The organism is Sphingomonas sp. SORGH_AS_0870, from assembly GCF_031453175.1.
GTDB lineage: Bacteria > Pseudomonadota > Alphaproteobacteria > Sphingomonadales > Sphingomonadaceae > Sphingomonas.
Window position 1 is genome coordinate 4,174,287 of the sequence record NZ_JAVIYW010000002.1, and the last position, 14,289, is coordinate 4,188,575.

Here is a 14,289-nt window from a genome sequence, read left to right on the forward strand (position 1 = left end):
AAAATTCCCCGGCCAAGTTTTTCCAAAAAATTTTTCCGGGGACCCAAGGCATATCGGAAATGGTGTCGTCTTGCGAGTGTAGGGGGACGCAGACTGGTGCAGCCCACTCGAAACAAGATTCATTTCGAAGGACGATTTTCCATGACCCTGGTTAGCACGTTCGCGGCCGCTCGTCTCGGTGCGTACCGGTATTCGACGGCCCTGGCCGTCAGCATGATTGCCACCATCGTCGCCGTTGCCCCCGCCGCCGCGCAGCAGTCCGAACCCGGCCCCTATGCCGTCGCCCGCGCCGGCGTGCAGGTCGACTCGGACGTCAAGACCAACCGGGTGCTGGCCAAGGGCCAGACCGTGTCGAAGACGGCGCCGACGCTGCCCAAGAATATCGACAACAATTCCGGCTTCACCGGCGAACTGGGCCTGGGTTACGACTTTGGCGGGTTCCGCCTGGAAGGCACGGCGGGTTACGACACCGCCAGCGTCAATCCCAAGGCCCTGGGCGACAAGAATTATGTCGCAGGCGGCCGTGCCAAGTCGTTCGACCTGGGCGTCTCGGCCTATGTCGACCTGATCCAGGACGGCCCCCTCAAGCCGTTCGTCGGCGGCGGCATCGGCGCCTCGCGCGTCAAATATTCGGCCTATCGCGAAGCGCGCAGCGCCAATCCCGGCACGCTGAAGCCGAGCGCGGACATCGTCGGCACCGACTGGGGCTTCCGCTGGCACCTGGACGCGGGCGTCAGCTATGACGTGGCGCCGATGACGTCGATCGAAGTGCTCGGCCGCTATGCGAAGACGTCGGGCCTGCGGATGAAGGGCGTGACGCTCGATCAGGATCTCAGCCGCTCGACCACCGACTATAAGCTGAAGAGCTCGTCGACCTCGCTCATGATCGGCCTGCGCCAGAAGTTCTGATCGCACGCCGACCCAATGCGAAGGCGCCGTCCCTGCTCCGGCCGGGACGGCGCCTTTTTTTGCATGGCAGATCCGCGCCCCGTCAGTCGGCGCCCCGCTCCTCCGGCGGCGTGTCGCGCGGCGGGGCGGCGGGGGCGCCCAGCCCCCTGGCCTGGGCCTTGCGACGTTTCAGATTTTCCCGCAGCTGCGCCGCCAGCCGTTCCGCGCGTTCGTCTTTTGTCATGACAAAATGCATATTCCGGCAAACGGCCGCTTGACAACGCCCGCCGGATCGTCTCTAGGCGCGCTTCCCGCGGTGAAACGCGAGTGCTGCCGTAGCTCAGTGGTAGAGCGCATCCTTGGTAAGGCTGAGGTCGTGAGTTCAATCCTCACCGGCAGCACCATTTTCCCCCGCCCGTGACCGGGCCGGGGCGATCCCCCAGCTTTCGGGACCCATCACAAAACTTGGTTGGGATCGTTTCGCGGCTTCGCTAGCTATGACCCAATGAAATTTCGTTTTTCCTTTGGAGCCCAGGTCTTCGTCGGCATGGCCGTCGGGCTGCTGCTCGGGCTGTTCGCGCGCGCGCAGAATGTCGCCGGACTGGCCGAGGCGTTGCGGATCATCGGCGAGAGCTTCGTCCAGCTGCTCAAGGTGCTGGTCGTCCCGCTGGTGTTCACCGCCATCGTCGCGTCGATCGCCGCTTTGCGCGACCTGAACAATGCCGCGCGGCTGGTCGCCGCCACCTTCATCTGGTTCGCGGTCACCGCGCTGATCGCGGTCACCATCGGGCTGACGCTGGGCACCGTCCTGCAACCCGGCCTACATGCCGGAGTCGCGGCGGGCAGCGCGGTGCGGCCCGACACGGCGGGCTCGTGGCTCGACTTTTTGCGCGGGCTGATCCCGTCCAACATCCTGGGCCTGTCCGCCTCGACCAGCGCGGGCGATGGCGGCGCGCTCAAGACCGGGCTGTCGTTCAACATCCTGCAGATCATCGTCATGGCGGTCGCGATCGGCGTCGCGGCGGTGCGCGTCGGCGACAAGGGCGAGAGCTTCCTGTCGTTCAACGCCTCGGCGCTGGCCATCTTCCGGCGCATCCTGTCCTGGGTGATCCGGCTGACCCCGATCGGGTCGGGCGCGCTGCTGGGCAATGCCATCGTCCGCTATGGCTGGCAGTCGCTCTCGGCGCTCGGCAGCTTTGCGCTGGCGGTCTATATCGGGCTCGGCCTCGTCCTGTTCGTCGTCTATCCGCTGCTGCTGCTGGCCAACGGGCTGTCGCCGAAGCGCTTCTTCGCCGCCGCCTGGCCCGCGATCCAGCTGGGCTTCGTCTCGCGCTCGTCGATCGCCACCCTGCCCGTGACCGAGGATGCGGTGGAGCGGCGGCTGGGCGTGCCGCGCGCCTATTCGGCCTTTGCGGTGCCCTTTGCCGCGACGACCAAGATGGACGGCTGTGCGGCCATCTATCCCGCCATATCGGCGCTGTTCGTCGCGCAATATTATGGCCTGCCGCTGCATGTCGGCGATTATGTGCTGATCGTGCTCGTCTCGGTCCTGGGTTCGGCGGCGACCGCCGGGCTGACCGGCGCGGTCGTGATGCTGACCCTGACCCTGTCGACCCTGGGCCTGCCGCTGGAGGGCGCGGGGCTGCTGCTGGCGATCGACCCGATCCTCGACATGGGGCGGACCGCGATCAACGTGGCGGGCCAGGCGCTGGTCCCGACGATCGTCGCGCACCGTGCGGGCCTGATCGAACAGACGCCCCCCGCAGACCGCTTGCCGGAGGTGCCGCAAACGGGGTAAACTGCGCCATGAGCTTGCGCGCGGTGTTCTGGCAAAGTAATACACGCGAGTGGCAGACCGCCGGAACCCTGTGATGCGCCCCGACCCTTTCAATCCCGACCGTACGCCCATCAATCGCCCCTATGAGCCGGTGGGGCCCAACTATCCGCTCTACGATGCCGAGACCCAGAGCTGGTCCTTCGGCACCGACGAGGACGAGGCGCCCGCCGAACGCCCACGCCGCCGCATCCACTGGGGCCGGTGGATCGTGCGCGGTACGGGGGTGGGCATCATCCTGCTGGTGCTGGCGATCATCTGGCTGGCGGTCACCGCACCGCTGTCGCGCTCGCTCCAGCCGCCGACGCCGCCGTCGATCACGCTGACCGCCGATGACGGCACCCCGATCGCACGGCGCGGCGCGATCATCGGCGCGCCGGTCGACGCGGCCAAGCTGCCCGCCCATGTGCGCGAGGCGTTCATGGCGATCGAGGACCGGCGCTTCTACTCGCACTGGGGCATCGACCCGCGCGGCATCCTGCGCGCGATGTGGCACAATGTCGGATCGGGCGGCGTGCGCGAGGGCGGATCGACCATCACGCAGCAGTTGGCCAAGAACGCCTTTCTCGATTCCGACCGGACGGCGGGCCGCAAGATCCGCGAGGCGATGATCGCCTTCTGGCTGGAGGCGTGGCTGACCAAGGACGAGATCCTGTCGCGCTATCTGTCCAACGTCTATTTCGGCGACAATGTGTACGGCATCACCGCCGCCTCGAAACATTATTTCGGGCGAACGCCGGACAGGCTGAACATCGGCCAGGCGGCGATGCTGGCGGGGCTGGTCAAGGCGCCCTCGCGCCTGGCGCCGACCACCAATCTGAAGGGCGCGCGCGCGCGCCAGGCGGTGGTCGTCGCGGCGATGGAGGATGCGGGCTTCCTGACCAAGCGCGAGGCCGATGCGGTCCAGCCGCAGCGTGTGCTCGCCTCGCGGCCCGAGACCCTGCCCTCCGGCACCTATTTCGCCGACTGGGTACTGCCCGAGGCACGCGACCAGGCGGGCGAGATCAAGACCGAGGCGACCGTCCAGACGACGCTCAACCCCCGGCTCCAGCGGATCGCCGAGCGGACGGTGCGCAGCGCCGGGCTCAACCAGGCGCAGGTCGCGCTGGTCGCGATGCGCCCCGACGGCCGCGTCGTCGCGATGGTCGGCGGCAAGGATTATTCCAAGAGCCCGTTCAACCGCGCCACCCAGGCGCGGCGCCAGCCGGGCTCGGCGTTCAAGCTGTTCGTCTATCTGGCGGCGCTGCGTTCGGGCATGACCCCGGACTCGACCATCGAGGACGAGCCGGTCGACATTGCGGGCTGGAAGCCGCGCAACAGCGACGGGCGCTATCTGGGCAAGATCACGCTGCGCCAGGCCTTTGCCCGCTCGTCGAACGTCGCCGCCGCGCGGCTGACCCAGGCGGTGGGCGTGAAGTCGGTGATCAAGGCGGCGCGCGACTTGGGCATCACCACCCCGATCGCCAACGAGGCGACGATCGGCCTGGGCACCTCGACCGTCAGCCTGCTGGAGCTGACCGCCGCCTATGCCGCAGTCGCCAATGAAAGCTATCCGGTCGTCGCGCGCGGCCTGGGCGATGTGAAGGACAAGGGCTGGTATCAGGCGCTGACCAACCGCAAGACGGGCTTCTCGTCCGCCGTGCATGACGGGATGCTCGACCTGCTGTCGTCCTCGATCAAAACGGGGACGGGGCGGCAGGCGCTGCTGACCGTCGATGCCTATGGCAAGACCGGCACGACGCAGGATTCGCGCGACGCGCTGTTCATCGGCTTCGCGCGCGACCTGGTGGTGGGCGTGTGGGTCGGCAATGACGACAATACCCCTAACCCCGGCCTGTCGGGTGGCGGCGTGCCCGCGCGGATCTGGCGCGCCTTCATGCAGTCCGCGCTGGACATTCCGCCGGTCGCGGCCCCGGTGGTCGAGCAGGAGGTCGATCCCGACGCGATCGCCAACGGCATGGAAGAGGAAACCCTGCCGATCGAGGGCGACCCGGTTGGGGACATCATCCAGGGCATGGGGCTGGACCTGCGCACCGGTGAGGACGGATCGATCACCGTCGGCCCCGGCCGCCGCCGCCCCGACCGCGCCAGCCCGCCCCCCGAGGACCGCCGCCCGCCCGACGAGCGCGATGGCGAGGGCGAGGAGTAACGGGGGCTCTTCCGGCGGGAGGGGCTTCGCGCGAACGGGAGATGGTTCACCCGAAGCCGCGACGGCGCGACGAGGAATGGTTCGGCGTTTGATCGCAGCGCTTCGCTTGCGACGTCCGGCAACTACCACCCCGGCGAAGGCCAGAGTCCAATTGCCGAGCAGTCGTCGCGACCTACCAACGCCACCCCGACTGGATTCCGGCCTTCGCCGGGATGGTGCTTATAGAATTTAAGGCGGATCGACAGTCAGGGCCTTCTTCCCCTCGCCCCTTGCAGAGGGGAGAGGGGAAGAAGGGGCAATGTCGGTCCGCCCCAAGGCGTTTAATCCCGACAGGCGGATACGCGAGCTGCCGGGGTAAAGGGACATGGGGGCTTGCCCTGCCCGCCCCTTGCCCGTTAAACGCGACGTCATTCGCAAGGACCCGGTGAAATTCCGGGTGGCTATTCCGGCCGCCGATCCGCCGGACAACAGACAGCATGGCTTTTCCCTTCCCGCTCGCGAACCGCCGAGCGGCCCTGCCATGCGCCTGATCCTGGTTTTCCCATGACTGTTACAAACTACCGAACCCCCTGGTTCTCGAGCCTCGGCGAGGCGCGTCGCGACGTGCTTGCCGGGCTGGTCGTCGCGCTCGCGCTGATTCCCGAGGCGATCGGCTTTTCGATCATCTCGGGCGTCGATCCGCGCGTCGGACTCTATGCCTCGGTCGCGATCGCGATCGTCATCTCCTTTCTCGGCGGGCGGCCCGCGATGATCTCCGCCGCGACCGCCGCCGTCGCGGTCGTCGTCACGCCGCTGGTCCGCGACCACGGTGTCGACTATCTGTTCGCCGCGACCATATTGATGGGGCTGATCCAGATTGCCGCGGGCGCGCTTCGCCTCGACCTCGTGATGCAGTTCGTCTCGCGCTCGGTCATCACCGGCTTCGTCAACGCGCTCGCCATCCTGATCTTCATGGCGCAGCTGCCGCAACTGACCGGTGTGACCTGGCACAGCTATGCGATGGTCGCGGGCGGGCTCGCCATCATCTACCTCTTGCCGCGCGTGACCAAGGCGGTCCCCTCACCGCTGGTCGCGATCCTGGTGCTGGCCGGGATCAGCATCGCCCTGGGCCTGCCGGTGCGCACCGTCGGCGACATGGGCCGCCTGCCCGAAGGCTTGCCCAGCCTCGCCATCCCCAACGTGCCGCTGACCTTCGAGACGTTGCGGATCATCCTGCCCTATTCGCTGACCATGGCCGCGGTCGGCCTGCTCGAATCGCTGCTGACCGCGCAGATCGTCGACGACATGACCGACAGCGACAGCGACAAGCGCCGCGAATGCATGGGCCAGGGCGGGGCGAACATCGCCGCCGCGCTGGTCGGCGGGATGGGCGGCTGTGCGATGATCGGCCAGTCGGTCATCAACGTCACCTCGGGCGGGCGCAAGCGGCTGTCGACGTTGACCGCCGGTGTCGTGCTGCTGGTCCTGCTGGCCGGGCTCGGCCCGGTCGTGGGGCGGATTCCGATGCCCGCGCTGGTCGCGGTGATGATCATGGTGTCGATCGGTACGTTCAGCTGGAACTCGATCCCCAACCTGCGCCGCCACCCGCCGACCTCCTCGGTCGTCATGCTGGTCACGGTGGCGGTGGTCGTGGCGACCCGCGATCTGGCGCAGGGGGTGCTGGCGGGCGTGCTGCTGTCGGGCATCTTCTTCGCGGGCAAGGTCCGCCGCCTGTTCGCGGTCGAGCGGATCGAGGATGCGGGCACCGTGCGCTACCGGGTGACGGGGCAGATCTTCTTCGCCTCGGTCGACCGCTTCACCCGCGCCTTTCGAGCGGAGCCGGGCCGGACGGTCGTGATCGACGTGTCGGCGGCGCATTTCTGGGACATTTCGGGGGTCGGCGCGCTCGACAAGATCGTCGCGCGGCTGCGGCGCGACGGAGCCGGGGTCGAGGTGATCGGCTATAACCAGGCCAGCGCCGACCTGGTCGACCGCTTCGCGCTGCACGACAAGACGGGCGTCGAACTGGGCATCGCGCCGCACTGACGCCCGGCCGGGGGGAGCGGTGTTGACGCATGGGTCCGCCTCCCCCAAACGCCTGTCCCATGCGCTTTTTCTCGGACAACGCCGCCCGTATCCATCCCAAGGTGATGGAGGCCATCGCCAGCGCCGACCAGATGGACACCGCCTATGACGGCGACCGCTGGTCGAAGGCGCTGGACGGCCGATTGTCCGAGCTGTTCGGCACCGATGTCGAGGTGCTGTGGGCGCCCACCGGCACCGCCGCCAATTGCCTGGCTCTGGCCGCGCTCTGCCCACCGCATGGCGGCGTCGTCTGCCACCGCGACTCGCATATCCAGAATGACGAGGGCGGCGCGCCCGAATTCTACACCCACGGCGCCAAGCTGATGCTGGCCGATGGCGAGGGGGCCAAGCTGACCCCCGACACGATCCGGACCGTGATCGATGCCATCGCCGACGATGTCCACCGGGTCCAGCCGCACGCCGTCTCGATCACCAACGCCACCGAATATGGCCGCGTCTACAACCCCGACGAGGTCGCCGCGATCGGCGCGCTGGCCCAGCAACGGGGCCTCGGCTTCCACATGGACGGCGCGCGCTTCGCCAATGCGGTAGCGCGGCTGGGCTGCACGCCCGCCGCGCTGACCTGGCAGTCGGGGGTGGAGGCCCTCTCCTTCGGCTTCGTCAAGAACGGCGCGATGAGTGCCGAGGCGCTGGTCTTCTTCAAGCCCGGCCTGGCGGACGTCACCCGCCGCCGCCGCAAGCGTGCCGGGCTGTTGATGTCCAAGGGCCGCTATCTGGCGGCGCAGGTACTGGCGATGGTCGAGAACGACCTGTGGATCGCCAATGGCGCGCTGGCCAATGCCTGTGCCGAGCGGCTGGGCGGCGCGGCGGGCGAGCGGCTGGTCCACCCGGTCGAGGCGAACGAGGTCTTCCTGCGCGTCACGCCCGAAGAGGCCGCGAGCCTGCGGGCGCAGGGGTTCGACTTTTACGACTGGGCGGAGGGCGAGATTCGCCTCGTCACCGCCTGGGACACCGATGCGCAGGCGGCCGTTCGCCTCGCCGACGCGATCGCACGGCTATGAGCGAGTTCGACACGGCCCCCCGCTCGACCCGCGCCGCCGTCCTGATCCCCTTTGCCATCGTCACGCTGATCTGGGGATCGACCTGGCTGGTGATCCGCGACCAGATTTCGGTCGTCCCGGCCACCTGGTCGGTCAGCTATCGGTTTCTCGTCGGTGGGCTCGCCATGGGCGCCTTCGCGCTCGCCCGGCGGGAGAGTTTCCGGCTGGGCACCACCGGCTGGCTGTTCGCGGCCGGGATCGGGGTGTTCCAGTTCGTCCTGAACTTCAACTTCGTCTACCGGGCGGAAGCCTATATCACCTCCGGGCTGGTCGCGGTGGTGTTCGCGATGCTGCTGATCCCCAATGCGGGCTTTGCGCGCCTCTTCCTCGGGCAGCGCATGGGGCGGCAGTTGCTGGTCGGTTCGGCGATCGCGATGGCGGGGGCGGCGCTGCTGTTCGTGCACGAGGCGCGGGTCGATCCGGCGGGGCCCGCGCGCGCGCTGACCGGCATCGCGCTGACCATGATCGCGATCCTGTCGGCGTCGACCGCCAATGTCATGCAGGCGACCAACACCGCCAAGCGTTTCCCGATGCATGCGACGCTCAGCATCGCGATGCTGACGGGCGCGGCGCTGGATGCGATCATCGCCTATAGCCTGAACGGCCCGCCGGTGTTCGAGATGCGTGCCGGCTATGTGCTGGGCATCCTCTATCTGGGGCTGTTCGCCTCGGCGCTGGCCTTTCCGCTCTATTACCGCGTGCTGCGCGCGATCGGCCCGGCCAAGGCAGCCTATTCCAGCGTCATCGTGCCGGTGATCGCGATGAGCCTTTCGACGGTGTTCGAGGGCTATCGCTGGTCGCTGCTGGCGGGCGCGGGGGCGGCGGTGACGGCCGCCGGGCTGGTCATCGCGCTCAAGGCCCGCAGGCCCAACCGGTAATCGGGATAGCGGGGCCGCCAGCCCAGCACCCGCTTCGCCTTGCCATTGGCCACCCGCCGGTTCTCGGCATAGAAGCCCCGCGCCGCCGCCGACAGGCTCTCCACCGGGACCAGCGGCGGCGGCGGCATCCCTGCAAGCGTGGCGGCATAGGAGACGACGGCATCCTGGTCGCAGGGGAAATCGTCGGCCAGGTTATAGGCCCCCGCCGGGCCGTCGAACCCGGCGATCACGCCCGATACGATATCGGCGATATGCACCCGGCTGAACACCTGTCCCGCCAGCCCGACGCGGTGCGCCCGACCGCCGCGAACCCGGTCGATCGGCGAGCGGCCGGGGCCATAGATGCCGGGCAGGCGAAACACCCGCGCGCCCAGCGCCTGCCAGTCCGCATCCGCCACCGCCCGCGCTGCGCGGCGGCCCGAGCCGATCGGCGCGGTCTCGTCCACCCACGCGCCGCCGGTGTCGCCATACACGCCGGTCGAGGACAGATAGCCGATCCAGGCGTCCGATTTCACGAGGTGCGCGCCATAAGCGACCAGCACCGGATCATGCTCGCCCTCGGGTGGGACGGAGGACAGGATATGCGTGGCGGCGGCGATCTCCGCCTCCACGCTTTCCCGGTCGTCGAAGCGGAGCGTGCCGCCGCGCCCGTCACGGGTGGTACCCGAAACGGACCAGCCGCGCCCTTCCAGCAGCGCCGCCAGATGACCGGCGGCATAGCCCATGCCGAAGACGAAGAGACGACTCATGCCTTAATGCCACCCGTCATCGTGATCGCCATTTATCCTAACCTCCGTTCGCACTGAGCGAAGTCGAAGTGCACGTCCAAGGTGCGGCCCTTGGCCTTCGACTACGCTCAGGCTGAACGGGCGTGAGGGAAGTTTGGCCGCAAAAGCCATACTCCCCCTGCTCCCTCACTTCGCCGCCATCGGCCCCTTGTAGAGCGTGCCGAAATAATCGCCCTTGTTCCACACCGGCCGCTCGGGCGCATCGGCGATCTCGCGGGCGATGGCATAGTTCACGCTGACGAAGCGCGGCCCCTGGCTCCAGTCGATGCCCTGGTCCACCTCGTCGCCGGGGCGGTGATAGCGGTGGCTCATGAAATCCTCGACCGCCGCCTTGCCCGGCCCCGCCTGCCCCGGCCACAGGAAGACCGAGGGGATCCCCTTCTGCACGAAGCGGAAATGGTCGGAGCGGACGAAGATCCCCTCCTCGGGCATCGGATCGGGCGCGACCGGCAGGCCCATCGCCCCCACCGCCTTGCGCACGATCGGGCCCAGCGTCGATCGGTCGGCGCCGAACACCACCATATCCTCGAACTTATAGGTCAGGATCGGCATGTCGAGATTGACGTCGGCGACGATCGACTTCAGCGGCACGGTCGGATGGTTGGCGAAATAGTCGGAGCCGACCAGCCCCTTTTCCTCCGCCGTCACCGCCAGGAACATCACGGTGCGCTTGGGCGGGGTGGCGGCGGTCTTGAACCGCTTGGCCTCCTCGATCAGGCTGGCGATGCCGATCGCATTGTCGAGCGCGCCATTGTTGATCCGGTCGCCATCGCCCCCCTCATTGGTGCCGATATGGTCGAGATGCGCCGACAGGACGACCACCTCGTCCTTCAGCCTGGGGTCGCTGCCGGGGATCAGGCCGATGACGTTGCTGCTGTCCATCGGCTTGAACCGGGTCTTGGACGCCACCGTCAGCTGCCCCCTGGCGGTCAGCGGCTTATAGGCGGGCTTCGCCGTGGCGGCGGCCTTCATCACCGCGTCCCAGCCCTTGCCGAACAGCTTGGCCGCGCCCGCCTGCGACAGGGTGCCCAGCACCGGGGTCGACGGGGTCATGGCATGCGCGGTGCCGTCCGGGTTGGCCCAGGTCACGCGCGGCGCGTCATAATAGCGCGCCAGCGTCGAGAAGGGCCGCTGGCGGGGCCCGGCGCGCGGCATGTCGATCTGGATCGCGCCGACCGCGCCCTTCGCCGCCGCCAGCGAGGCCTTGTTGCCCGCCGATCCGAAAAAGGCGCGCGCTTCGCCGTCCAGCCCCTCGGGCGTGCCGGGGACGAAGGCGACGATTTTGCCGCGCACATCGACGTTCCGGTAGTCGGTCAGCCCATATTGCGCCGCGTCGATGCCATAGCCGACGAAGACGACCGGCGCCGACACGCTGGTCTCGCGCCGGTCGGGCACGGGCGAGGGCACGAAGTCCTCGGCGAAGACCAGTTCCTGCGGCTGTCCGCCCGCCGGCGTCCACAGCGCGCTGCCCTTGTCGGCGACATTGTACGCGACCAGCGGCACCTTTTGCAGATAGCCGCCCTGGTCGCCGCCGGGCCGCAGCCCCGCCGCATAGAATTGCGCCGCCACATATTGCGCGGCGATGTCATAGTCGCGCGTCCCCGCCTCTCGCCCCGCCATCGCGTCGGAGGCCAGGAACAGGACATGCGCCTTCATCGCGGCCTGATCCTCGGGCAGCGGTGCGGTGATGACGGCATTGCGCTCGGCCGCGCTGCGCTGCGCCGCCGGTGCCGAGGCGGTCGGGGCGGCGGCCTGGAGGTGCAGATGGTCATGGTCGTGGGCGACAGCGGCGGTGGACAGGAGAAGCAGCGGCAAAAGGGCCGTCGAACGCGACATGCAGAACCTTTCCAGAGAAGTATGACACAGGCGTAACAGGCCGCATCGCCCGATCAACCCCGGCCACGGCGCGGGCCTGTGCTTTTTCGGGTACGGCCGATGGTGGTCCAATGCGCTGGCCGTGGCTATATTCCCGTCATGGACATCCAGCGTAGCGCCGCCCAGCCCAGCATGACCCCGGCCGCCATCCGGCGCGAGGATTATGCGCCGCCCGCCTGGCGCGTGCCCGACACGCGGCTCGACTTCGCGCTCGACCCTGCCGAGACGCATGTCCGCGCGACCCTGTCGGTGGTGCGCGACGGCGCGCATGACGAGCCCCTGCGGCTGGACGGCGCGGGGCAGGTGCCGCTGTCGGTCAAGGTCGACGGCGTGGCCGTCACCGACTGGCGGATCGAGGGCGAACAGCTGGTCGTCCCGCTGCCCGGCGACGCGCATGAAGTCGAGACCGAGGTGGTGATCGCGCCCGACCACAATACCCAGCTGATGGGCCTTTATGCCTCGGGCGGGAATCTGTGCACCCAGTGCGAGGCGGAGGGGTTTCGCCGCATCACCTTCTTCCCCGACCGGCCCGATGTCCTGAGCGTCTATCGGGTGCGGATGACCGCCGACCGGGGGCGCTATCCGGTGCTGCTCGCCAATGGCGATCCGGTGGCCAGCGGCGAGAATGACGACGGCACCCATTGGGCGGAGTGGCACGATCCCTTCCCTAAGCCCTCCTATCTCTTCGCGCTGGTGGCGGGGCGACCTGGCGGTCAACGCCGCAACCTTCACCACGATGAGCGGGCGCGAGGTGCGCTTAGGCATCTGGGTCCGCGCCGCCGACCTGCCCAAGACCACCCATGCGCTCCACGCGCTGAAGCTGTCCATGGCCTGGGACGAGCGGGTCTATGGCCGCGAATATGACCTAGACGTGTTCAACATCGTCGCGGTCGACGATTTCAACTTCGGCGCGATGGAGAATAAGGGGCTGAACATCTTCAACAGCCGCTACATCCTGGCCGATCCCGACACCGCGACCGATTACGACTATGACGCGATCGCCGCCGTCGTCGCGCATGAATATTTCCACAACTGGTCGGGCAACCGGATCACCTGCCGCGACTGGTTCCAGCTGAGCCTCAAGGAAGGCTTCACCGTCTATCGCGACCAGTGTTTCTCCGCCGACCAGGGATCGGCGGCGGTCAAGCGGATCGAGGATGTGCGGGGGCTCCGCGCCAGCCAGTTCCCCGAGGACTCCGGCCCGCTGGCGCATCCGGTGCGCCCCGAAAGCTATATCGAGATCAGCAATTTCTACACGGCGACCATCTATAACAAGGGGGCCGAGCTGATCCGCATGATGGCGACGATGCTGGGCCCGGTGAAATTCCGCGCCGCGACCGACCTGTACTTCACCCGCTTCGACGGGACGGCGGCGACCTGCGAGGATTTCGTCGCCTGCATGGAGGAGGCGGGCGGCGTCGACCTGTCGCAATTCCGCCTCTGGTATAGCCAGGCGGGAACCCCGCGCGTCTCGGCGGGCCTCTCGCACGAACCCGGCGGCGGTCGCGCGACGTTGCGCCTGGCCCAGCACGTCCCCGCCACGCCGGGGCAGGCCGTCAAGCAACCGATGGTCCTGCCGCTCAAGGTCCGGCTGTTCGGCGCGGAGACGGGCCGCCCGCTGACCGACGAGCGGCTGATCCTGCTCGACCAGGTGGCCGAGACGATCACCTTCGAGACGGTGACCGAGCGGCCCGTCCTGTCGATCAATCGCGGCTTTTCCGCCCCCGTCGTGGTCGAGAGCGACCGGACGGCGGAGGATCTCGCCTTCCTGTCGGCGCATGACGACGATCCCTTCGCCCGCTATGAGGCGATGCAGCAGCTGATGCTCGACACGCTGGTCGCGGGCACGATCCATGGCGAGGTGCGGGCCGAGGCCGTGGTCGACGCGGTGACCCGCACGCTGGCGGCCGAGGGGCTGGAGCCCGCCTTCCTGGCCGAGGCCGTGCTGCTGCCGTCCGAGAATTTCATCGGCGACCAGCTGGCGACGGTCGATCCCGACGCGATCCATGCCGCGCGCGAGGCGCTTCGCCGTCGTCTGGGGCAGGCGCTGGAGCCCGAATGGCGGCGGCTCCATGCCGAGCTGGCGCAGGATGCCTATGTCTATTCGCCCGAGGCCAAGGGGCGGCGTCGCCTGCGCAACGTCGCGCTCGGCTATATCGCGGCGAGCGGCGCGGAGGATGCCGCCGCGCTCGCCTTTGCGCAGTTTGAGGCGGCGGACAACATGACCGACCGGCAGGCGGCGCTGACCACTTTGGTCAACTCCGACGCGCCCGAGCGCGAGGCGGCGCTGGCGCAGTTCCACGCGCGCTATGCCGACAATCCGCTGGTCCTGGACAAATGGTTCCAGACCCAGGCGCTGTCGTCGCGCAGCGACACGGGCGCGATCGTCGAGCGGCTGGCCGGGCATCCCGACTTCACGCTGGCCAATCCCAACCGCGCCCGCGCGCTGGTCGGGGCGTTCGGGATGAACCAGCGCGCGCTCAACGCCGCAGACGGTTCGGGCTATCGTTTCCTGGCCGACCAGTTGATCGCGCTCGACCGGCTCAACCCGCAAACGGCGGCCAAGCTGTTGCCACCGCTGGGCCGCTGGCGGCGGTTCGACGCGAAACGCTCCGCCCTGATGCGCGCCGAGCTGATGCGGATCATCGCCACGCCGGGGCTGTCGAAGGATCTGTTCGAGCAGGCGTCGAAGAGCATCGAGTGATCCCATTCCTCCCCAAGCTGTGCTTGGGGAGGGGGACCGCCGCGAAGC

Annotated in this window: 9 protein-coding genes, 1 tRNA gene, 1 pseudogene and 1 other annotated feature; of the genes and pseudogenes, 8 read left to right on the forward strand and 3 right to left on the reverse strand. The window is 68.3% G+C overall.

Features of this window, described 5'->3' with window-relative positions; all coding sequences use genetic code 11:
• Positions 1-213: 213 nt before the first annotated feature.
• Complete coding sequence (locus QE363_RS19335; protein WP_309697918.1) at positions 214-909, forward strand: outer membrane beta-barrel protein; 696 nt, start codon at positions 214-216, stop codon at positions 907-909.
• A gap of 82 nt (positions 910-991) precedes the next feature.
• Here QE363_RS19335 and QE363_RS19340 read toward each other — a convergent pair whose 3' ends face one another.
• The gene (locus tag QE363_RS19340; RefSeq protein WP_309697920.1) at positions 992-1,132 is read right to left on the reverse strand and encodes a hypothetical protein; all 141 of its coding nucleotides are present in this window, start codon (positions 1,130-1,132) and stop codon (positions 992-994) included.
• 85 nt (positions 1,133-1,217) lie between these two features.
• Between QE363_RS19340 and QE363_RS19345 the strand changes: the two genes are divergently transcribed.
• The 6 genes from QE363_RS19345 (at position 1,218) to QE363_RS19370 (ending at position 8,874) form a co-directional block, all read left to right on the forward strand.
• Positions 1,218-1,292 (forward strand) — tRNA-Thr (locus QE363_RS19345).
• A 101-nt stretch (positions 1,293-1,393) separates the two neighbouring features.
• Positions 1,394-2,686: a dicarboxylate/amino acid:cation symporter gene (locus QE363_RS19350; protein ID WP_309697922.1), complete on the forward strand. Its 1,293-nt coding sequence runs from the start codon at positions 1,394-1,396 to the stop codon at positions 2,684-2,686.
• A gap of 73 nt (positions 2,687-2,759) precedes the next feature.
• Positions 2,760-4,871, forward strand: coding sequence for a transglycosylase domain-containing protein (locus tag QE363_RS19355; RefSeq protein ID WP_309697924.1), 2,112 nt, complete (start codon positions 2,760-2,762; stop codon positions 4,869-4,871).
• Positions 4,872-5,285: 414 nt separating this feature from the next.
• Positions 5,286-5,341, forward strand: a sequence feature (sul1 is cis-regulatory element that is thought to sense ions involved in sulfur or methionine metabolism; They are found in Alphaproteobacteria).
• Between the two features lie 73 nt (positions 5,342-5,414).
• Positions 5,415-6,896, forward strand: a complete 1,482-nt coding sequence (locus tag QE363_RS19360) for a SulP family inorganic anion transporter (protein WP_309697926.1) — start codon at positions 5,415-5,417, stop codon at positions 6,894-6,896.
• 59 nt (positions 6,897-6,955) lie between these two features.
• The gene (locus QE363_RS19365) at positions 6,956-7,957 is read left to right on the forward strand and encodes a beta-eliminating lyase-related protein (RefSeq protein ID WP_309697928.1); all 1,002 of its coding nucleotides are present in this window, start codon (positions 6,956-6,958) and stop codon (positions 7,955-7,957) included.
• A complete protein-coding gene (locus QE363_RS19370) occupies positions 7,954-8,874 on the forward strand; it encodes an EamA family transporter (RefSeq protein ID WP_309697930.1) in 921 nt (306 codons plus the stop codon). Before QE363_RS19365 ends, QE363_RS19370 begins: the two co-directional genes overlap by 4 nt.
• On the opposite strand, the gene QE363_RS19375 is transcribed toward QE363_RS19370, so the two are convergent.
• Both QE363_RS19375 and QE363_RS19380 read right to left on the reverse strand, forming a co-directional pair.
• A complete protein-coding gene (locus QE363_RS19375) occupies positions 8,784-9,623 on the reverse strand; it encodes an NAD(P)-dependent oxidoreductase (protein ID WP_309697932.1) in 840 nt (279 codons plus the stop codon). The genes QE363_RS19370 and QE363_RS19375 overlap by 91 nt on opposite strands.
• Positions 9,624-9,788: 165 nt before the next feature.
• Positions 9,789-11,498: a M28 family metallopeptidase gene (locus QE363_RS19380; RefSeq protein WP_309697934.1), complete on the reverse strand. Its 1,710-nt coding sequence runs from the start codon at positions 11,496-11,498 to the stop codon at positions 9,789-9,791.
• Positions 11,499-11,636: 138 nt separating this feature from the next.
• Between QE363_RS19380 and pepN the strand changes: the two are divergent.
• Positions 11,637-14,241 (forward strand): annotated as a pseudogene (pepN, locus tag QE363_RS19385) (aminopeptidase N).
• Positions 14,242-14,289: the final 48 nt, after the last annotated feature.